The organism is Xanthomonas albilineans (assembly GCF_002939705.1).
Lineage (GTDB): Bacteria > Pseudomonadota > Gammaproteobacteria > Xanthomonadales > Xanthomonadaceae > Xanthomonas_A > Xanthomonas_A albilineans.
On record NZ_MDCB01000017.1, the window covers coordinates 37,118 to 57,483 of the forward strand.

A 20,366-nucleotide genomic window follows, 5' to 3' on the forward strand; every position below is an offset into this window, starting at 1 on the left:
CACCCAGCCCACACTGGTGGCTGTCCTTTTCCGCCCTTTATGACATCGTGAAGAAATCGCCTCAGGACCCAACGTCCACACCCACCGACCCTACTCCCGAGAACCCGCAACGCCGGCGCCTGCTCGGCGGCATGGCCTTGGCCGGCGGCGCGTTGGCGATCGGCCCGGCCCAGGCGCGCACCGACACCGCGCAGCACACGCCCAAGCGTGCGTTGTCGGCCACCGCGGTGGATCGGCAGTTGCAGGAGAAGATCCAGCATGTCGTGGTGATCTACGCCGAGAACCGCAGCTTCAACAACTTGTTCCCGGACTTTCCAGGACTGCAACACCCGCTGTCGCAGGTGACGCCAGCGCAGGCGCGGCAGGTCGATCGCGATGGCAATGTCCTCGACATCCTGCCGCCGATCTGGGGCGGGCTGGCGCCGAACGAACAGGTGGTGGAGCACCGCCGCTACAAGATCGGCGAGGACGCGATCGGGCCGTTGCCCAACGCGCCCTACCCACTGCGCACGGCCGACGGCAAGCCGTTGCCACACGGCGTGGTGACCCGCGATCTGGTCCACCGTTTCTACGAGAACCAGATGCAGATCAATGGCGGCCGTAACGACCGCTTCGCGGCCTGGAGCGATGCCGGCGGTTTGGTGATGGGCCACTATGGCGATGCGCCGGCGACCTTGCGGCTGTGGAGCCTGGCGCGCGAGTACACGCTGTGCGACAACTTCTTCATGGGTGCGTTCGGCGGTTCGTTCCTCAATCACCAATACCTAGTGGCCGCACAGGCGCCGTACTACCCGAACGCCGACAATAGCCCGGCGCGGCTGCAAATCAGCAAACTGGCCAGCGACCGGCCCGACGAAATCCATCTGGCGGAGCAGGAAGATTCGCCCGCTTCCGCCCTCAACGGCAAACCGCGCTTCGTGCGCAGTGGCGCGTTGACCCCGGACTTCTGGGCGATCAACACCATGAGTCCGCCGTTCCAGCCCAGCACCAGCCAGGATCCGACGCGCCGGGATTACGCCGCAGCGGACAGCCCCAACACCTTGCCGCCGCAGACCCATCGCCACATCGGCGACGCGCTCGACGCCAAGGGCGTGGAGTGGGCGTGGTACGCCGGCGGCTGGGGCCTGGCAGTGCAAGGCAAGGGCGACACCGGCGACACCAGCGAGTTCCCGACCAGCCCTAATTTCCAGATCCACCACCAGCCGTTCAACTACTTTGCCAATCTCGCCCCCGGCACGCCTGCGCGTGCGCAGCGCCTACGCGACGGCGGGCTGGGCGACAGCGCTCCGGATAACCGCTTCCTCGCCGACGTACAGGCCGGCACCCTGCCACCGGTCACGTTCTACAAGCCGCAGGGCAACCTCAACATGCACGCTGGCTATTCGGACGTGGCCGCGGGTGATCGCCACATCGCGATGGTGATCGACGCCCTGCGCAAAAGTCCGCTGTGGGAGAAGACCGCCGTCTTCATCACCTTCGACGAGAACGGCGGCTGGTGGGACCACGTGGCACCACCGAAAGCCGACCGCTGGGGTCCTGGCTCGCGCATCCCGGCACTGGTGGTCTCGCCTTACGCCAAGCGTGGTCATGTCGATCACACCGTGTACGACACCGGCTCGATTCTGCGTTTCATCACCCGCCGTTTCGGGCTGGAGAAGCTACCTGGTCTGGCCGAGCGGGAACGCACGATGCATGCTGCCAGTGGCGTGGTCCCGGGCGATCTGACCGCTGCGCTGGACCTCGGCTAAGCCAGCCGAGGCCAAGTTGCACGCAGCATGCACGCCGTTGCGAGCGTGCTGCATGCTCCGCATCGCATCGGCACCACCGCATTGCTCGCGCTATGCGGCAGTGGCGTGCTGGCAGCACACGCTCAACCGGCGCTGGCGCTCAGCATGCCGCGCTGACGACGGAACAGCAGCAACGAGCAGCTCAGGCCGATCAGCGCCGCCAACGACAGCCATAAGGCGGGCGCGGCCGGACTGTGGGTGGTGTGGATCAACCACGTGCACACCACCGGGGTGAAGCCGCCCATCGTCGCCGTGGCCAGACTGTAGGCCAACGAAAAGCCGGTGGTGCGCACCTCTGCCGGCATCACTTCGGTCAAGGCCACCACCATCGCGCCGTTGTAGGCGCCATACAGTAGCGATAGCCATTCGCCGACCAGCAGCAGCCGCGCGAACGAAGGAGCGTCGACCAGCCAATGCAGCGCCGGCCATACCGTCAGTAGCATGGTCACCGTGGCGAACACCAGCAACGGCTTGCGACCGATGCGATCGCTCAGCGCGCCCATCACCGGTAGCCACACAAAGTTCGACAGACCGATGCAGCCAGTGACCACCAAGCTGTCCAGCTCGCTCAAGTGCAGCTCCGAGCGACCATAGGTCGGCATGTAGGCGGTGATCAGATAGAACGACACGGTAGTCATCAGCACCAGCCCGACGCCAGCCAGCACCAACCCGGCATTGGCGCGCAGCGACTGGGCGATGCCAGCCAGGTCTGGCGCTTGGCGCGCGGCGAACTCCGGCGTTTCTTGCAGCGAACGGCGGATCAGGAAAATCAACGGCAAGATCAGGCTGCCGATGAAGAACGGGATGCGCCATCCCCAACTGTCCATCGCGCTCTCGGATAGCAGCGTATGCAGGGCGACGCCGAGCGCCGCGGCAAACACCACCGCGACCTGCTGGCTGGCCGATTGCCAGGCCACATAGAAACCGCGTCGGCCCGGCGTGGCGATCTCGGCCAGATACACCGACACGCCGCCCAGTTCCGCGCCAGCGGAAAAGCCCTGTAGCAGGCGACCGAGCAATACCAGCGCCGGTGCGAGTATGCCGATGCTGGCGTAACCCGGCACAAAGGCGATCAACAAAACGCCCACGGACATCAGGCTCAGGGTCAGACCTTTGCGGCGCCCATGCCGATCGATGTAACTGCCCAACACCAAGCCACCGATTGGGCGCATCAGGAAGCCGGCGCCGAACGTCGCCAGCGACAGCATCAGCGAGGAGAATGCGCTGTGCGCAGGGAAGAACGCATGACCGATGGCGGTGGCATAGAAGCCATAGACCATGAAGTCGTACATTTCGAGGAAATTGCCGGTGACCACGCGGAACACAGCGGCGGCGCCATGGGGTGGAGCATCCATGGCGGCAGGTGGCATATCGGAAGACATCATCGGTCGTGGTCTGTTGAAAATGAGAGGTGTTGCCGCGCAATGATACGCAAATGCAATGCTGCGGCCGCCCTTGCGCTTTCACAGTACAACACGCCACAGACACCTTTCGCTACGTGTAACAGGTCATGCTCGGTAGCGGAGGTGGCGTGCGTTAGACCCACAACAGTCCACCCATGCAGTGGTGCTCGGGCGTATGAATGCATTGCTATGAAACGGTCTAACACGACAGCACGCTTGCATAGTAGCGATGATGATGGGGTTTTTCCTCTCGCAGATGCCCAATGACAACTGCGTTGGAGTAGTAACGGTCAGATGATTTATCAACAGTAGGGAGTTGCCTTTATTAGCCGATGAGCGGGTTTGACCCTGGCGAAGCGGTGTGTCGTGGCTTGTGGACGGACCATCGATGCATACCAGCACCGCCGCCCGGGCGGCAGCGGTGCGAGTTGCAGATGCTCGGGTCTGGCGACAGGATCTGGGTAGGGATGTCGTAGATTGGCAGGAAAAGCGTTCGCCGCAGCGCCCACATTCACCGCATGGACCCGCCTGTCAAGCTGATATCGGCCGCGTGGATGAATGCCATCGCACCGACGGGGAGCGCCACCCTTGGCGTGGGCGAGGTGATCCCCATACCGTGCGGTGCCGGCAGTGGGCCGGTCATCACATTCGGATACGCGTATGACTCCGCAAGAGCAGCAGCTTCTCGAAGACTTCCTGGCGCGCTTGCGCAGCGCTGGCGGGGTGGTCAAAGACCCGCAGGCCGACGCGTTGATCCATGCGCGCCTGGCCGATCAGCCTGATGCGGCTTATTTGCTGGTGCAGCGGGCGTTGTTACTGGAACACGCGCTGGAGGCGGCCAAGGCGCAGATCGCGCAGTTGCAGCAAGCCGCTCCACCCCCGCCGCCGCCGACCAGTTTCCTGGGTCAGGGCTTCAATGCCGCGCCGCCGCCGATGCCGTCCGCGCCTGCCGCCGCGGCTGCGGCACCAGGGTGGCGTGAGCGCTGGTTCGGTGGTGGTGCGGCGGCGCCCGAACCGGCACCCGCACCTGCGGCGGCCCGTGGTCCGAGCTTCCTCAGCACGGCGGCCACCACCGCAGCGGGTGTGGCCGGTGGCATGTTCTTGTTCGAGGGTGTGGAAAGCCTGCTCGGTGGACACCACGGTGGTGGTCTCTTCGGTGGTGGTGGTGGGCAGCAGGATGTGGTGGTCGAGAATGTCACCAACAACTACTACGACGCACCGATGCAGGATGACCAGGACGTCGGCCAGGATTACCAGGACGATGCCGACATGGGCGGCGACGACTGGGTCTGAGAGGCCTGCTGATCGGGCATTGCAGGCTTTTCGGTTCACCTTGGCCGAGTACGACGCTTGGCCGTCGGTGCCGCGCGCGCGATGTCTAGGCCAGTGGCATTAGGCTGTTGCCGCTGGCCTGTGGCTGTCAGTGGCAGTGGCGTTCTCGTTGCAGACTGCGCGCGTGCGGTTATTCACCGGATCAGGGTGACGACGTTCTGCGGATCGCCCTAGAACACGGGTTGCCCTGCATTCCAAGATACATGCTGCTATCGCCGCACAATGCGGTGATTGTGATTGTCCGCATGCCTCTGCATGCGGGGTGATTGTGCGTAGTTGCGCACCAGGGTGCGGCAATATGCACAAGTGCCTGCGGGTGTGGACGCGCACAATGCCTGGGCGCCGCGCGTTGCACGATGACGTGCGGGCTTCCGCCATCTGACGAGTGCTCTATGCCCCAGTCCCGGTTTCCGCAACGCGTGGGCGTTGCGTTGTGCGTTGCGCTGCTGCTCGCCACTTGCCTGATGCCGTCGCTGCACGCGCAGGCGACACGCTATCGCCAGGCGCCACCGCTGCTGCTCGGTGCGGCTTGGTATCCGGAGCAGTGGCCGGAGCCGCAATGGGAGCGCGATCTGGCGCTGATGGAAGCCGCGCATATCCGGGTGGTGCGGATCGGCGAGTTCGCCTGGAGCCGGATGGAGCCGCGCGAAGGACAGTACGACTTTGTCTGGATGGACCGCGCGATCGCCGCCGCCGCGCGCCATCACATCATGGTGGTGCTGGGAACGCCGACCGCCGCGCCGCCGGCATGGCTGACCCAGGCCTATCCGGAGACCTTGCGGGTGAGCCAGGACGGTGTGCGCGACGAACACGGCAACCGTCAGCAGTTCTCCTTCGCCAGTGCGCGCTACCGTCGGTTCGCGCACGCCATCGCCGAGCAGATGGCGCAGCGCTATGGTCACACCCCAAATGTGGTCGGCTGGCAACTGGATAACGAATATGCGCAGGCCTCGTTCGATCCCGAGGCCAAGGCGCAGTTCCACGCGTGGCTGCAACGCAAATACGGCAGCATCGACACATTGAACCAGCGCTGGGCGACTGCGTACTGGAGCCAGACCTACAACGATTTCGCGCAGATCCCGGTGCGCGAGAACGAGGAAAACCCGGCGTTGCTGCTGGAGTGGAAGCGCTTCGTCAGCGACACCTGGGCCGATTATTCGCGCAATCAGATCGAGGCGATTCGCCCGCATGCCGATCCGCGCCAGTTCATCACCACCAATACCATGGGCTGGTTCGCCGGTTTCGATGCCTACACCGTGCATGCTCCGCTGGATATCGCCGCCTGGGACGATTACGTCGCCGGCGAGCGCTACGACTGGGTGGACAACGCCGCGCGTCACGATCTGGCTCGTGGCTACAAGCGGCGCAATTACTGGGTGATGGAAACCCAGCCGGGTTTCGTCAACTGGCGCGCGACCAACGTGGCGCTGCACAAGGGAGAAGTGCGGGCGATGGCTTGGCAGGCGGTGGCGCATGGCGCCGATGCGGTGTCGTACTGGCAGTGGCGCGCCGCGCCCAACGGACAGGAGGAATACCACGGCACGCTGGTGGGTGCCGATGGCGAGCCGGTGCCGGTGTATGCCGAGATCCAGCAGATCGGTGCGGAGTTCGCCAAGGCCGGCGCCGCGCTGGCGGGGACCACGCCGCAGGCGCAGGTGGCCTTGATCAACGACTTCGACAGCCGTTGGGCGATCGGTTTCCAGAAGCATGCGGCCGATTTCGATCCGGTCGCGCAGATGAAGGCGTTTTATCGCCCGCTGCGCCAGCAGGCGCAGGTGGTCGACGTGGTTTCGGCGCTGGCGCCGCTGGATGGCTACAAGCTGGTGGTCGCGCCTTCGCTCAACGTGCTCAGCGAGGTGCAGGTACAGCGTCTCAAAGCGTATGTCGAACATGGCGGTCACTTGGTGCTGGGGCCGCGTAGCGCAATGAAGAACAGCGACAACGGCCTGTATCCGCAGCGTCAGCCCGGCCCGCTGGCGGCGTTGCTCGGTGGCCGTGTGCAGCAGTTCTATGCGTTGGACACACCGATTCCGGTTGTTGGCGACGGCGCCGACGGCAGCGCCAGGATCTGGGCGGAACAGTTGCAGGCGACCGGGTCCGACACCGAGGCACCGATGCACTACGGCAAGGCCAATGGTTGGCTGGATGGCACCCCGTCGCTGTTGACCCGGCGTGTCGGCAAGGGCCGTATCACGTATGTCGGGGCTTGGTTCGACGAGGCCACGCAGGATCGCCTCACCGCTGCGTGGTTGCGCCAAGCGCAGGTGCGTGCGCCGTTACCAGATGTGCCAGCGGAAGTGGAAGTGGGCGTGCGTAGCGCAGGTGCGCGCCGTATCGTGATGCTGATCAACCACGGCACGGTTGCGCAGACGGTGCGCCTGCCCGTACCGATGCGCTCGCTGTTGCATGCGGACGCCGCCAGCGAGTTGGTGCGTCTGGACCCCGACGACGTGGCGGTATTGGAGCAGCGCCGCTAAGCAAGCATGCGCCAAGCTCGTGGGCTCGTCCGCAGCGTTGCGGGATGGGGAGCCTCGGCACATCGGTGATGGCGACTTCGATCTGGCGACTCGTGCGTGCGCTGGGCGTGGGTGTCGCAGCGATGTAGCCCCCGAACCCCGTGGTGCTGCATACCGTGCGCCGGCGAACGAGGACGCAGTCATCAGCGCGGGCGATCTTGCTGCGCTGTATCTGTGTCATCCACAGGCTTAGACTCAACTTCCCAAGTGCAACACCGCGCAATCACGCAAGGCGTGCATGCCATCAAAACTCCGCCGCCTGTTGGATTTTGCGCGGCAGCACTGACATCGGCAATGAGGCAGCCCGTGACGCGATTGGCCGCCGCGCGTATTAACGGTTATTGTCTGTCACTTTACGGTTGGAAGTACAGTCTCTTGGTGCTAATAACAATAACTACACGATTAGTATTTGGTACGGTGTAATGTTCACTGTACAGGTTTTGTATGCGTTGACCACCATTTGTGCAGTCAGTTGAGCTCAAGGCATACGCACTGAATTTACTGCCGAATAATAATCCTGGGCCAGGGGTTTCGCCGGGGCTTGTCAAGGGAAGGCACGCCCATCCGTTAGCATAAATTTCGTTTTGTATCCAAATGCCTTTCACGTTGGAGTTATAACTTTTTATGCGAAGCTGCGCGGCTTGTTGTGCACTAGCCCATGTGGAGGTGCCTGTCGCCACCAGTGCGAACACGATTAACAGCGCGGATTTGCGGAAATGACGAATGGATGAATGTGTTGTCATGATGATTGCGCTCAATTTGACGGGAGGATGCGGCCTGCTTGTCAACTGTTGGGAGCACTGCACTAATGGAAAGTGCTGGTTGTTTTATCAAATTACTTGCCATTGCGTCTACCACAAAGGAAATATTTAGAACACAATTGAATCATGTATCACAAAACATTGTGCTGCACTTTGCGCAACGGTTTTCAGGTGTAGTCGCATTGTCCCGGCCTGCCAAGATGCGCACCAGAGGGTGCGACGCAATGCATCTTAGAATCACTTCCAACTGCAACACCGTGCAATCACGTAGGGTGTGTGCATGGGGAAACAATATCGCCATATGAGTTTCGAAGAGCGCGCGTTGCTGCAGATCGAGCTCGGTAACGTTGAGAGCATTCGCTTCATTGCGCGCCGACTCGGACGAAGCACGTCTACGTTGTCGCGTGAAGTGATACGACAGAACGAGCCTGTGTACACTGCCAGTCTCGCGGCCAAGCGCTATAGGCAGTGTCGTAGCCCTTGCGTTGGAGGGCTTTACGCGGCAGATGAAGAAGTTCCCTCATTTTCTGCTTGGTAGCCTGACCTGCGATCTTGGCACTGAGATAATGTGTTATCCAGAGCTGATGGAGCGACTGAACATCGATTTTTGATTCGCCGACCCGCATCCACCTTGTTAACGGGGAGCAATGAGAATATCAACGGACTGCTGCGCCAGTTCATGCTCAATGAGGCGGGCCTTTCCAAGGCAAGTCAGGAATATCTCAACAACGTTGTTGACCTGATGAACGCTCGACCACGTCAGACGTTCGGCTGGAAGACACCAAATCAGACGTTGGAAGAAGAGATCGCTCAATTCAATTTAGAGTAGCTAACAAAACGACAGCGATGCAGTCGTTTTGTTAGCTACTCTTATGTGTTGCGCTTGCAAGTCGAGACCGCCATGCCCTGTGCCGCGACTTTAGCGACGCGTCGCCAGCACGCCGTCCAGCGCCAGTTGCGCGGTGAACCCGGCTTTCTCCAGGCGTTTGGCGACCTCCCGCGGCACGTCGCGGCCACTGGTGAGCCTGTTCGGACTGCCGGTGTAGTGGAACAGGCGGCCGCCGCGACGCAGCACCCGCGCGAGCTGATCGTAGAATGTCTGCGCGTAGAGTTCGCCGGCGATGCCGAAACGCGGCGGGTCGTGCAGGATTGCGTCCATCGCCGCATCGGCGATCCCGGCGATGCCCTCGACGATATCGGCGTGGGTCAGTTGCAGGCGACCGTCGCTCGCGGCAGGGTCTGGCGACCATGGATTGAGCGTGCGCAGCCACAGCACGTCGGCGTTCTTTTCGAACGAGTGCATCCGCGCCACATCCGCCTCCAGCGCGCAGGCAGCGAAGTAGCCCAGCCCGCCACAGGTGTCTAACACCTGTTTGCCGCGTGGTTCGATCAGTGCGACTTTGCGCCGCGCATCTTCGAACGGCGACAACTGCGCGCTGGGTAGCATCTTGATACCGTCGATCTCGAAGGTGGGCGCACCCCATTCGGTCGGCACCAGCTTGATCAGCGCGTCGCCAAAACGCGAGACTGCCGCGAAGTCTTCGCCGTCCCAATAGTAAAGCGTGCGCTCTTTGAGCTTGGGCGGGTAGGGATAGTTCTGCCTGCGCCACTGCCAGTGGTCGTCGGCGAGCTGCGCTTGTTGTTCGCTGCGCTGCAGATCCAGCGATCCGGACCAGAGCGCGTCACCGGCATCGCGGGCGGCGAGCAGCGCCGCAGCGAGTGGTTTGGTCAGCAGGGGGCCGCAGTAGTGGGTCACGTCGGATCTGCCGACGCGGACGGCGCGGCATGCTGTTCGGAAGCGGGAGTGCATCGTAACCGATGCCTCTGCGTCGGGGCATCGCCATGGTCGCTGCGATCGGCTACGCCACCGTGCGCAGTGCCGCTTGCGCGCGATCGGGACTCCAACCGAGCGCGCGGTGCCAGGGCCGGCTTCACCGTCATGGTCCATTCAAGTGGAGATTGCAGGTGGCCGCTATGGCGGATCCCGTTCCGACTGCGCCTCCGCAGCGTGGTGGCTGGTCGCGGCGGCAGGCGCGTGGGAAAAAAGGGATACTGCAACTCCTCCATCTGCAGGGCGTCGCGGTGTCGCGGCGGTCAATATCGTCGATGATTAAAGGTGTGTTGCTTGGTTTCGCCTGTTATGCTGCCTATTCGATCAGCGATGCGTTCGTGAAAGGCCTGGAGGGTACGCTGCCGGCCTATGAAGTGGTGTTCTTCGGTGCGCTGCTGATGCTCACGGCGCTGCCGTTCCTGAAGAAGCCGGGCGACCGCTGGCGCGAGGTGGTGGTGGCCCGGCGGCCGAGTATCTGGCTGCTGCGCGCGTTCACCGGCGCGGCCGGCAATCTCTCGGCGGTGACCGCGTTCACCTTGTTGCCGATGGCCGAGGCGTTCGCGCTGATTTTCCTGATGCCGATCTTTGTCACTGTACTGTCGGTGTTGCTGCTCAAGGAGGAGGTGCACTGGCGGCGCTGGCTGGCGGTGATCGTGGGTTTCATTGGCGTGCTGATCGTGTTGCGCCCAGGGTTCCGACACTTGAGCGAGGGGCATGTCGCGGCCATCGTCTGCGGACTGGTGGGTGCGGTGTCGGTCATCAGCTTGCGCATGGCCGGGCCAGGCGAGAAGCGGTTGACCCTCTATGGCGCCAGCGTGTTTGGGCCGTTGCTGATGGGTGGGTTGTTGATGTTGCCGCACTTCGTCTGGCCGAGGCTGACGCAATGGGGATTGCTGATTGGCTATGGCTTGTTGGCCGGCCTGGCGGCGATCTTCATGATGCGTGCTTCGCACGCGGCGCCGGTCAGCGCGGTCGCGCCGACCCAGTACAGCCAGATGCTGTGGGCCATCGGCTTCGGCTACTGGGTGTTTCACGATCGCCTGGATTGGCCGATGGCGGTGGGGATCGCGTTGATCCTGGGCGCCGGGTTGTTCACGCTCGTGCGCGAGGAAAAAGTCACCCAATGGTGGCGGCGGACCAAGATCGTGTAATTGAATCCTGTCAGCGTTTCAGGCACAACGACGCGCAGTCCGGCCAGACCGGCATCGATCAGGAAATCGCCATACGCCCGCGTGTGCAGCGCAGCGATGCCATCGCCGCCGGGAACGCATGCAGGCCCTGCTAAGGTGCGGTAATGCTGGCGCGCGCTGTCACCATCTTTTATGTTGGTAGGCCATTCCCCCGCGATGGCCTGTGCCCATGACCGATCCATCCGCTCTACCCGACCACCTGCAGCGCAGCCTGTCCAACCGTCACTTGCAGCTGATCGCGATCGGCGGCGCGATCGGCACCGGCCTGTTCATGGGCTCGGGCAAGACCATCAGCTTGGCCGGGCCGTCGATCCTGTTCGTGTACCTGATCATCGGGGTGATGCTGTTCTTCGTGATGCGCGCGATGGGCGAGTTGTTGCTGTCGAACCTGGAATACAAGTCGTTCATCGATTTTTCTACCGACTTGCTGGGGCCGTGGGCCGGGTTTTTCTGCGGCTGGACCTACTGGTTCTGCTGGATCATCACCGCCATCGCCGACGTGATTGCGATCGCCGCCTACGCGCAGTTCTGGTTCCCGACGCTGGCGCCTTGGATTCCGGCGGTGCTGTGCGTGCTGGTACTGTTGAGCTTGAATCTGGTGACGGTGAAGCTGTTCGGCGAAATGGAATTTTGGTTCGCGCTGATCAAGATCGTCGCCATCTGCGCGCTGATCCTCACCGGTACTGGTCTGGTCGCCTGGGGCTTCCGCGCGCCGTCCGGGCACGTGGCCTCGTTGGCGAACCTGTGGAACGATGGTGGGCTGTTCCCGAAGGGTCTGAACGGATTTTTCGCTGGTTTCCAGATCGCGGTATTCGCCTTCGTCGGCATCGAACTGGTCGGCACCACCGCTGCCGAAACCGCCGACCCGCGCCGCAACCTGCCCAAGGCGATCAATTCGATCCCGGTGCGGATTCTGGTGTTTTACGTGCTGGCGCTGGTGGCGATCATGGCGGTGACACCGTGGCGCGAGGTGGTGCCGGGCAAGAGCCCGTTCGTTGAATTGTTCGTGCTCGCCGGCGTGCCCGCCGCCGCCAGTCTGATCAATTTCGTGGTGCTGACTTCGGCCACTTCCTCAGCCAACAGCGGCATCTTTTCCACCAGCCGCATGCTCTATGGCCTAGCCGAAGAGCGGCATGCGCCGCGTGGTTTTGCCCGGCTCTCGCACGCGGCGGTGCCAGCGCGTGGGTTGCTGTTCTCGTGCGCTTGCCTGCTCGGCGGCACGTCGCTCGTGTATCTGATCCCGAACCTGGTCACCGCCTTCACCCTGGTCACCACGTTGGCGGCGGTGTTGTTCATGTTCGTCTGGTCGCTGATCCTGTGCGCGTATATTGCCTACCGGCGCAAGCGTCCGCAGTTGCATGCGGCATCTGCGTTCAAGATGCCCGGCGGCGTGGCGATGTGTTACCTCTGCCTGGCGTTCTTCGCCTTTGTCGTGGCGTTGCTGACCTTGCAGACCGACACCCGCCAGGCACTGTTGGCCAGTCCGGTATGGTTCCTGATTCTCGGCGTGGGCTATGCGCTCAAGTGTCGCAACGACGGTGCTTGAGCCGATGCGCGCACAGCCGTCGTTGACGCTGCGCACCCGGCAGCGGATGCTCGCGCTCATGCCTTCTGCGAGCCGCGCCCGATGATGACGATCCACCGCATTGGCGGAACTGCCGACGCGCCAATGTGCTGGGTGGATCTGTGCCAGCCCAGCGCCGAGGAGTTGGTCGAGATCGACCGCAAGGTCGGCTTTGCCGTGCCCACGCGTGCGGCGATCGGCGAGATCGAATTCAGTAGCCGGGTGCGCATCGAGGGCGATGTGGTGTTCCTCAATGTGCCGCGCTTCCAGGACGACGATGGCCCGACTGCGCCGCTGGGGTTTGCCGTGTCGCCGCGGGTGCTGGTGACCCAGCGCGAGCAGCCGATGGAGTCGTTTGATGCGCTGGCCGCGCAGTTGCAGCGTAGCCCGTGCCGCAGCAGCGATGACCTGCTGCTGCGCCTGCTCGATCAACTCGTCGGACGTTTGGCCGACCGGCTGGAAGCGCTGGAGGTGCAAATCACCGAGACCACGCGCTTGGCATTCGACAAGCCGCATGCGCGGCACAAGTCGCGCCATCTGGAGCGGATGCTGCGCGATGTCGGCGACATGGGCCAGCGGCTTGGCGGGATGCACAACGCAGGTCATGGGCTGCTGCGCTTGACCACGTATCTGGACGATGCCGTGCCGGAGTGGTTCGGCGCGGATGCGGCCAAACGCATCGGTCTGCTGCGCAAGGATCTGGTTACCCTGAGTGAATTCGAGCAGCAATTGAACGACCGCATCGAGTTCCTGCTCGACAGCGTGCTGGGCATGATCAACGTGGACCAGAACAACGTGATGAAGGTGATGGCGGTGGCGTCGGTGGTGGGCATTCCGCCGACGGTGCTGGTGGGTGTTTGGGGCATGAATTTCGCACACATGCCCGAGCTGAAATGGCACAACGCTTACTACTGGGCATTGAGCGTGATCGTCCTGAGCGTGCTGTTGCCGCTGGCATGGTTCCGTCGCCGCGGTTGGATCTGAGCGCGGCGAATGGTTGGAGATACAAATCCTTGCGTGCTGCGAGCGGGGTGGCTTGCCTTACGCGATGGCCCGGGTCGATTCGACGGCGAACACGGTCGGTGTACGACCAGTAGTGGATCATGCGCGAACGCGCCCCGAGCGGTTTTTGCATGCCGATTCTTTGGCTCGGCATCATTATTTTTGCGTCGTGAACGCCGCTGGCTTGGGCGGGGAGGTGTCGATTTCCTCCAGCCAATCGGCCACGATCCTTGCGTAGGCGCCGCTGGCCTTGCTCAGGTGCAGCCACTGATCGACGTAGGCTTTCCAGGCGATGTCGTCGCGCGGCAGCAGGAACGCCTTTTCGCCATACTGCAGCGGCTGTTGCGGATTCACCGCGCATAGCCCAGGCGTGCGTCGCTGCTGGAAGCGGGCTTCCGAGGCGTCGGTGATCATCACGTCGGCGTGGCCTTCGCGCAGTTCGTTGAAAATCGCCGGGTTGTCGTCGGACAAGATCAATTGCGCGTGCGGCAATACGCGGTGCGCGAAGGCTTCGTTGGTGCCGCCGCGCGGTTCGATCACGCGGACCTCGGGGTGGTCGATCTGAGCGACGGTGCGGTAACGATCGCGGTCGATGCAACGCAGCAGCGGGATCTTGCCGTCGACCTCGAGCACGGAGCTGAACCCGGCCTGGCGTTGCCGCGGCAACGACACCGAAATGCCACCGACCGCGATATCGCAGCGGTCCGCAAGCAGATCCGGCAGTAACATCGGCCAGCGTGTGGGCACCCACTGCACCGGGACGTCCAGACTGGCCGCCAACGACTGTGCCAGGGCGATGTCGATGCCTTCGTAGCTGCCGTCCGCACGCAGCAAACTGTACGGCGCATAGTCGCCGGTGGTGCACACGCGTAGCGCGCCACTGTGCACGATGCTGTCCAGATGCGACGGGGCGGCGTGTAGCGGCAGCGCGAGGATGGTGCCTAGCAGGCCGGCGGCGAGGCCTCGGGTCATGCGGTTCTCCTCGATGGCATGCGGATGTCTGTGTACGCTGACGATTCGATAGCTGTCGCGCTGCCGACGCGTATTACCTTAGCGGGTTTCTGCGCGATCCTGCACGACTGGCGATGGCGTGGCAGTTTGCGGACGTGCTTTTCAAAGCGGCCTTGCATGTAGAGAGCAGCAACTAGAGAGTAGCAACCTCGGCAGCGATGCCGCTGATCATGTTGATAAGGCCGCGCCGATTGCGTTCGAAAAAGCGTCTGGGCGGGGCGGTGAAACCAGTGACTTTACCCCGTCAGGCGCTGGTCGAGTTTGAGCAGCACCGCGAGGTATGTCTGGCACCACCGTGTGCGTGTCTACTCAGAGCATGGCCGGTTCCAACATCGCTTCAGACACCGGTTGGTGTTGAGACTGTGGCGATGTAGCACTCTCGGGTGCGTACAGATCCAGCAGCAACAAGGTCACGCCGTTAGTCCAGCCGAAGCCATCCTGTAGCGGGTATTCGCCGCCGCCGCCGCCGTTGGTCTGGCCATCGACCGCGTACTTTTCCACCAGTGTGTGCCGCTGCGCGAATAGTGCCTGCACTCGTGCCAGAAAGCGGCTGCCGATGCGTTGGGCGATGGCGTCCTGGCCGTAGCGGCGCAGGCCGTCCACTGCGATCCACTGCAGCGGCGCCCAGCCGTTGGGTTCGTCCCATTGTTGGCCGGTATGCAAGCGGGTGGTGGCCAGACCACCAGGGCGCAGCAACTGCGCTTGCACGGTGTCGGCGCTGCGCTTGGCGCGATCCTGTGAGGCGAGACCCACAAACAAAGGGTACAGTGCCGCTGCGGTGACCTGCTCGCGCAACTGGCGCTTTTGCCAGTCGTAGTCGGCGTAGTAGCCGGCGCTGCTCCAAAGATGCTTGTCGATCGCGGTCTTGCGTGCGCTGGCCAGGGCTGCGTAGTCGGTGTCGCAGCCGGCAGCGCCCGGGTTCTTCGCGCAGGCCAGGGCCAGGGTGCTTTCCAAGTGATAAAGCAGACTGTTGAGATCGACCGGGACGATGGCGGTGGTACGGATGCTGGCGAGTGTCTTGCGGTCGCCGAGCCAGCGGCTGGAATAGTCCCAGCCGCTTTCGGCGCCGGCGCGCAGATCGCGGTAGACCTCCGCGGCAGGGCGGCGCTTGGCCGCGGCGGCGGTGCGCACATCATGCAGCCAGGCTTCCGGACGCGGGGTGTCGCGCGCATCCCAGTAACGGTTGAGCAGGCTGCCGTCGGTCAGTCGTACGACGTGCGCCTGTGCGCTGCCCGGAGTCAGTGACTGCGCGCCGTCCATCCAGTACGCGTATTCCTTCTGCAACTGCGGCAGATAGCGCGCATAGGCCGTATCGCCTTCCACCTGTGCCTGCAATTGGACCATGTGCGAGAAGAACGGTGGCTGCGAACGGCTCAGGTAGTAAGTGCGGTTGCCGTTGGGGATGTGTCCGTAGGTGTCGATCAAATAGGCGAAGTTGTCCAGCATCTGCCGGCTACGTTCGGTCTGGCCGCTGTGTACCAGGCCGAGCATGGTGAAGTAGGAGTCCCAGTAGTAGATCTCGCCGAAGCGTCCGCCGGGCACCACGTACGGGTGCGGCAGTGCCAGCAGACTGCTGTAGGCCGGCACTTCCGTCTGATGTCGCACCAGCAGCGGCCACAGGGCGTCGATGTGGGTGCGCAGGTCGCTCTCTTGGTGGATCGCCTCGGGCAGCGCTGGGCCGGACTCCTCGAAGTTGGCTGCGACGAAGTGGCGCAAATCGAAGTCGGGTTTCTGGCGTTGCGCCAAATAGTCGGTATTGATGAGCGCCGGATCACGTCGCGGTGTCGCATCGACGAAGTGCTTCTGGTCGTCGAACAGTGCTTGTTCCTGCACGTCCTGGAAAAGTTCCGGGTAGGCCAGATCCGGTGTCTGCGGTGGTTCTTGCTTGGTTTGTGTGAGCACCGGCACGGCCTGTTTGGCAGTGGCGTCGCAGTTGCCGAGTAGCAGGCCGAGCGACAAGCTCAGCAGCGGCGTGCAGGAGGGAGGAGCAGCATGGCTCATGTTGGGTCCAGAGCAGGATGCGTGGGGCATGGTAAATGACGCAAACAATAATGTGATTACGAACGGATGCAGGCCGATACTTGGTCGCGATGTAATGACATGCAAGAAATGTGCCGTATGCGGCCAATGGCCGTGCATCGCCGTGAGTCCGATGCCGTCGCCGCATGTGCGGCGGATGGGCGTCGAACGCCTAGGTGGTGTCTTGTTGATAGCGGTCTTTCTCGCCGCTGAGTGCGGCTTCGGCGCGCATAAATACTTGGCCGATTGGTTCGTCAGCACAGGTGGCTTCGGCATCGCCCATCAGCACGGTCAGTCCCAATGCACGCTGCCGTGCTGCGATCTGGCGTAAGCCGTGCAGTTTCCGCTCGGCATCTGCACCGTGCAGCATGACGATGAACTCCGCATGCTCGGTCGCGCGATCCACGCTGTCGCTCCCTCCGTCTTGCACGTAGCTGGTGAGGGTGCGGTCGAGCTGTTGCAGGGCACTACCTAGCAGGCGCTCGCTTTGCTGATCGGCCAGTGCGGCCAGTTCCTGTACTTCCAGGATGACCACCCAATAGCGACTATCGACGTCGGTGTGCTGGACATCGGTCGGCTGGTGCGGTTGCAGGATCGCCTCGCGCTCACGTTGCAGTGCGTGCAGGCGCTCTTCCAGTAGCCGCATGGTCATGCGTCCCAGTGCGTGCAGGCCCTCGCGCTGGGTGTCGTTGAGTAGGCGTGGTGCGATATCCAACACACACACCGTGCCTAGTGCGATGCCCTCGCCGGTGACCAGCGGCATGCCAGCATAGAAGTGTGCGCTGATGTCGCCGTTCACCAGGGGCATGTCGGCGAAGCGCGGATCCTCGGCAAGGTTGGGGATTTCCAGCAATTGTCCGGGTTGGCGGATGGCGTAATCGCACACCGCCTGGCTGCGTTCGATCTGCTGTGCTTCCAGTCCCACTCGTGCCTTGAACCACTGCCGGTTGCGGTCCAGGAGCGAGATCAGTGCGATAGGCGTATCGCATAGCGACGCGGCGACCTGCACGATGTCCTGGTAGGCATCATCGGGCGGGCTGCCGACGATGCGATAACGGTCGAGCACGTGCTGGCGTCTTGCTTCGTCGGTCATGGCGCTGGTGTTCATCGATTCTGGTAAAGATCGCGCAACGCCCCATACCATAACTCACACGACTACAGTAAGGCATCGATGGGGAGTCGAGCGTGATGGTGCGTCCGCCGTGTATCCTCCATGGTCGTGGTCATCTCGACGGGTGCTGTGTCCGCGCTGCGATTTAGGCGCAGGCGCGGCGCACGCGGTCGTGGATCAGTGCTTGATCGGTTGGCCGTCGCTGTCCAGCACCTGTACTTCGCCGAGTTTCAGTGCGCGCACCGGGACTTGGATCTGTTTAAGGTCGCCGACGATGACCCAGGTCATCGCCTGCGGCGCGACGATGTCCTTGATCGCCGCTTCTGCGGCGGGTTGATCGACCGCTTCCAGACGTGCCTTCAAGGTCTGCACATCGTTGTCCGGACGCCCGTACTGGACGATGTCCTTCATTGCGCCGAGTACCGCGCTGGTGGTCTCGAAGCTGCCCGGCAGGGCATGGATGAGCTGGTTCTTGGTCTTGGCGATCTCCTCGTTGGTCAAGGGTTTGTCGCCGATCACCGCCTTGGCCTCCTTCAGAATCTCCGACGCGGACTCGGCGGTCTTGTCGGTCTGCACCGGCGCGAAGAATAGGAACGGACGCTGTCCCAGCGCATCCTGCATGAAGCTTTCGGCGCCATAGGCCCAGCGCCTGTCCTCGCGCAGGTTCATGTTCAACCGCGAGGTGAAGCTGCCGCCGAATGCGCCGTTCGCGACGTCGATGGCCAGATTGTTCGGTGTCTTGGTCGAGGGCGCCAGCAGGCCGGCCAGGATCAGCGATTGCGGCGCGTCGTCGCGGTTGAGCAGGAACACCCACGGCTTGGGTTGTGCGGCGACTTGCGGCAGTGGCTTGGCCGGGCGCTTGCTCTTCGGCGGATGCCAGTCACCGAAGACGGCGTCCAACTGCGGGATGATCTGCGCCAGCGTCGTATCGCCCGCCACTAGGATGCGCAGGTTGTCCGGACGCAGCCAATTGTTCTGGAAGGCGCGCAGGTCGCTGGCATTCAATTCCTTGATTGCCGCTTCGGTGCCGGTGCCGGTGAGCGGCACGCCGTAGGGATGCTGCGGACCGTACAGCAGCGGTGGCAGGATACGCAGCGCTAGGCTCTTTGGTTGGGTTTTTTCCTGCGCGATGGAGGACAGCCATTGGCTGCGGATGCGCGCGATGTCCTCGGCCTTGAATCCAGGGTTGCGCACGATGTCAGCGAACAGTTGCAGCGACGGCGTCAATTGGTCGTTGAGTGCGTTGAGCGAGGCGTCGCAGCTGTCCAGTGCGCAGGACACGCTGGTCATCGCGCCCAGGCGCTGGCGGCGCTGTGCCACGTCCACCGAATCCAGATTGCCGGTGCTCTCGTTCATCAGCGCCGCGGTGAAGTTGGCGGTGCCGAGCTTGTGGCCCTGGTCGGTCGCGTCGCCGGCGTCGAATAGCAGTTTGATTTGGGTGACCGGAATGGTGTGGCGCTCGGCCAATACCACCTCGATGCCGTTATTGAGCTTGCCGCGCTGTAACTGCGGGAAACGCAGGCTAGGGAACTGGGCAATGTCCGGTACGCCGGCGGTGCGATCGACCTGGTTCTTGCCGACGCTATAGTTGGCTTTATACCGGTTATCGCCGGTGCCAGCAAGAAAATGCATTGCGCCGGATGCAGATCGGCACGGCTGTAACTGCTTCGTTCTTGATGATCGGTTGCTGCAATGTCTGGTGGCCAACGCGTTGCGATGACCCAAAGTACCAACGGCAGCGTCTGGCGACGCTGCCGTTGGTAAGTCACCGTCCAGTGAGCACGGTGAAGGTATTACTCTATGGAATCAGCGATTGGCACAGAAGCCGAACTCGGTCATTTGGCCGGGCGCCAGGGTCTTGTTCGAATCCAGGCCATTGGTGCTGAGCTTGGTATCTGACTGTGTCCACTTGGCATTCCACAGGTTGTTGACCGTACCGCTGATCGTCTGAGTCACTTTCCAGTCGCCTGCTGTGGTGCCGTTGTTGGTGACTTGCACGCGCTCGCAATAGCCAGCCTGCCAATCGTTATCGACGATGACATGAGTGCTGAAGCTGGGGCCACCCGTGGAGCCACCACCACCCGTGGAGCCACCACCACCGGTGGTGCCACCACCACCCGTGGAGCCACCACCACCGGTGGAGCCACCACCACCCGTGGAGCCACCACCACCGGTGGAGCCGCCACCACCCGTGGAGCCGCCACCACCGGTGGAGCCGCCACCACCCGTGGAGCCGCCACCACCGGTGGAGCCACCACCACCGGAACCGTCGGTGCCCCACAGTTTATGCAACAAGGCAACCTTGTCGGTGCGCACCGTAGTCCAGTCGTCGTTGAGGATGCCGCCGGTGTCGGTGCTGTTCGGATTCCACGCCCAGTAGAACGCGCTGTTGATCTGCTTGCCGATCAGGTAATCGACCAGCGCGTTCTGCCAGGTCACGTCCTTCGGGTCGCCCTGGCCGTATTTGCCACCGAACTCGCCCAGTATCACCGCATTGTTGGGCGAGAACTGGCCGAAGTGCTGTTCCCAGATGGCCTTCATATTGTTCGGGAAGTTCGAGTCGCTGAAGTACGGCTGCCCGTACACGTCCGGGCCGTACACGTGCGGGCTCAGCACCAGGTGATCTGCGGGAATGTTGAGCGGGGAGCACTTCTGCGGTTCCAGGTCTTCGCCCCAGAAGTGGGCGGTGTTGCTGGAGCAGCTCGAATTCGAGGCGATACCTTCGACAAAGATCAGCCAGTTCGGCACGGCGCTCAGCACGACCGCGGAGGCGCGCTCTGCCGCCGAGTTCCAGTCGGTGGCGGCGTTGCCGGTGCCCCAGGTCGCTGCGCCGTGCGGC

The 20,366-nt window shown here is 62.9% G+C and carries 13 protein-coding genes and 2 pseudogenes; 8 read left to right on the plus strand and 7 right to left on the minus strand.

What is annotated here, in order from left to right:
* Positions 1-47 precede the first annotated feature (47 nt).
* The gene (acpA, locus tag XalbCFBP2523_RS13695) at positions 48-1,748 is read left to right on the plus strand and encodes an acid phosphatase (RefSeq protein WP_045766435.1); all 1,701 of its coding nucleotides are present in this window, start codon (positions 48-50) and stop codon (positions 1,746-1,748) included.
* A 27-nt stretch (positions 1,749-1,775) separates the two neighbouring features.
* Positions 1,776-1,904 carry a hypothetical protein gene (locus tag XalbCFBP2523_RS17355; RefSeq protein ID WP_268988930.1) on the plus strand — a complete coding sequence of 43 codons (129 nt, stop codon included), beginning with the start codon at positions 1,776-1,778 and terminating at the stop codon, positions 1,902-1,904.
* Here the strand turns inward: XalbCFBP2523_RS17355 and tcuC are convergent.
* Positions 1,871-3,172, minus strand: coding sequence for an MFS transporter (gene tcuC, locus XalbCFBP2523_RS13700; protein WP_104629977.1), 1,302 nt, complete (start codon positions 3,170-3,172; stop codon positions 1,871-1,873). The genes XalbCFBP2523_RS17355 and tcuC overlap by 34 nt on opposite strands.
* A 678-nt stretch (positions 3,173-3,850) precedes the next feature.
* Between tcuC and XalbCFBP2523_RS13705 the strand changes: the two genes are divergently transcribed.
* From XalbCFBP2523_RS13705 to XalbCFBP2523_RS17445, 3 genes and pseudogenes are all read left to right on the plus strand, one after another.
* Positions 3,851-4,483, plus strand: a complete 633-nt coding sequence (locus tag XalbCFBP2523_RS13705) for a DUF2076 family protein (RefSeq protein ID WP_045766434.1) — start codon at positions 3,851-3,853, stop codon at positions 4,481-4,483.
* A 431-nt stretch (positions 4,484-4,914) separates the two neighbouring features.
* Positions 4,915-6,999 (plus strand): beta-galactosidase, encoded by a 2,085-nt coding sequence (locus XalbCFBP2523_RS13710; protein ID WP_045766433.1) that lies wholly within the window; start codon positions 4,915-4,917, stop codon positions 6,997-6,999.
* Positions 7,000-8,079: 1,080 nt separating this feature from the next.
* Positions 8,080-8,628 (plus strand): annotated as a pseudogene (locus XalbCFBP2523_RS17445) (helix-turn-helix domain-containing protein).
* Positions 8,629-8,718: 90 nt separating this feature from the next.
* On the opposite strand, the gene XalbCFBP2523_RS13720 reads toward XalbCFBP2523_RS17445, so the two are convergent.
* Complete coding sequence (locus XalbCFBP2523_RS13720; protein ID WP_196297601.1) at positions 8,719-9,609, minus strand: class I SAM-dependent methyltransferase; 891 nt, start codon at positions 9,607-9,609, stop codon at positions 8,719-8,721.
* A gap of 296 nt (positions 9,610-9,905) precedes the next feature.
* Here XalbCFBP2523_RS13720 and XalbCFBP2523_RS13725 point away from each other — a divergent pair, with 296 nt between their 5' ends.
* From XalbCFBP2523_RS13725 to XalbCFBP2523_RS13735, 3 genes are all read left to right on the plus strand, one after another.
* Positions 9,906-10,781, plus strand: a complete 876-nt coding sequence (locus XalbCFBP2523_RS13725; protein WP_045766431.1) for a DMT family transporter — start codon at positions 9,906-9,908, stop codon at positions 10,779-10,781.
* 208 nt (positions 10,782-10,989) lie between these two features.
* On the plus strand, positions 10,990-12,366 hold the full coding sequence (gene cycA / locus XalbCFBP2523_RS13730; protein ID WP_045766430.1) for a D-serine/D-alanine/glycine transporter: 1,377 nt from the start codon (positions 10,990-10,992) through the stop codon (positions 12,364-12,366).
* An 81-nt stretch (positions 12,367-12,447) separates the two neighbouring features.
* The gene (locus XalbCFBP2523_RS13735) at positions 12,448-13,368 is read left to right on the plus strand and encodes a CorA family divalent cation transporter (protein WP_045766429.1); all 921 of its coding nucleotides are present in this window, start codon (positions 12,448-12,450) and stop codon (positions 13,366-13,368) included.
* Positions 13,369-13,542: 174 nt separating this feature from the next.
* Here the strand turns inward: XalbCFBP2523_RS13735 and XalbCFBP2523_RS13740 are convergent, their stop codons facing one another.
* From XalbCFBP2523_RS13740 to XalbCFBP2523_RS13760, 5 genes and pseudogenes are all read right to left on the minus strand, one after another.
* Positions 13,543-14,358 carry a transporter substrate-binding domain-containing protein gene (locus XalbCFBP2523_RS13740; RefSeq protein ID WP_045766428.1) on the minus strand — a complete coding sequence of 272 codons (816 nt, stop codon included), beginning with the start codon at positions 14,356-14,358 and terminating at the stop codon, positions 13,543-13,545.
* Positions 14,359-14,706: 348 nt separating this feature from the next.
* Positions 14,707-16,398, minus strand: a complete 1,692-nt coding sequence (treA, locus tag XalbCFBP2523_RS13745) for an alpha,alpha-trehalase TreA (RefSeq protein WP_045766427.1) — start codon at positions 16,396-16,398, stop codon at positions 14,707-14,709.
* Between the two features lie 190 nt (positions 16,399-16,588).
* Positions 16,589-17,524 (minus strand): GAF domain-containing protein, encoded by a 936-nt coding sequence (locus tag XalbCFBP2523_RS13750; RefSeq protein ID WP_045766426.1) that lies wholly within the window; start codon positions 17,522-17,524, stop codon positions 16,589-16,591.
* Positions 17,525-17,704: 180 nt separating this feature from the next.
* Positions 17,705-19,090, minus strand: a pseudogene (locus tag XalbCFBP2523_RS13755) (M16 family metallopeptidase); the annotation flags it as partial.
* A gap of 243 nt (positions 19,091-19,333) precedes the next feature.
* Positions 19,334-20,366, minus strand: a 1,033-nt coding sequence (locus XalbCFBP2523_RS13760; protein ID WP_158250787.1) for a cellulase family glycosylhydrolase, incomplete at its 5' end; no start/stop codon positions are given.

What these genes read in the sequence shown, in the direction of transcription:
- XalbCFBP2523_RS17355 (WP_268988930.1), top strand. Translation starts at nt 1,776, where the DNA reads ATGCACGCCGTTGCGAGCGTGCTGCATGCTCCGCATCGCATCGGCACC.
- tcuC (WP_104629977.1), bottom strand. Translation starts at nt 3,172, where the DNA reads ATGATGTCTTCCGATATGCCACCTGCCGCCATGGATGCTCCACCCCAT.
- XalbCFBP2523_RS13705 (WP_045766434.1), top strand. Translation starts at nt 3,851, where the DNA reads ATGACTCCGCAAGAGCAGCAGCTTCTCGAAGACTTCCTGGCGCGCTTG.
- XalbCFBP2523_RS13710 (WP_045766433.1), top strand. Translation starts at nt 4,915, where the DNA reads ATGCCCCAGTCCCGGTTTCCGCAACGCGTGGGCGTTGCGTTGTGCGTT.
- XalbCFBP2523_RS13720 (WP_196297601.1), bottom strand. Translation starts at nt 9,609, where the DNA reads ATGCACTCCCGCTTCCGAACAGCATGCCGCGCCGTCCGCGTCGGCAGA.
- XalbCFBP2523_RS13725 (WP_045766431.1), top strand. Translation starts at nt 9,906, where the DNA reads ATGATTAAAGGTGTGTTGCTTGGTTTCGCCTGTTATGCTGCCTATTCG.
- cycA (WP_045766430.1), top strand. Translation starts at nt 10,990, where the DNA reads ATGACCGATCCATCCGCTCTACCCGACCACCTGCAGCGCAGCCTGTCC.
- XalbCFBP2523_RS13735 (WP_045766429.1), top strand. Translation starts at nt 12,448, where the DNA reads ATGATGACGATCCACCGCATTGGCGGAACTGCCGACGCGCCAATGTGC.
- XalbCFBP2523_RS13740 (WP_045766428.1), bottom strand. Translation starts at nt 14,358, where the DNA reads ATGACCCGAGGCCTCGCCGCCGGCCTGCTAGGCACCATCCTCGCGCTG.
- treA (WP_045766427.1), bottom strand. Translation starts at nt 16,398, where the DNA reads ATGAGCCATGCTGCTCCTCCCTCCTGCACGCCGCTGCTGAGCTTGTCG.
- XalbCFBP2523_RS13750 (WP_045766426.1), bottom strand. Translation starts at nt 17,524, where the DNA reads ATGAACACCAGCGCCATGACCGACGAAGCAAGACGCCAGCACGTGCTC.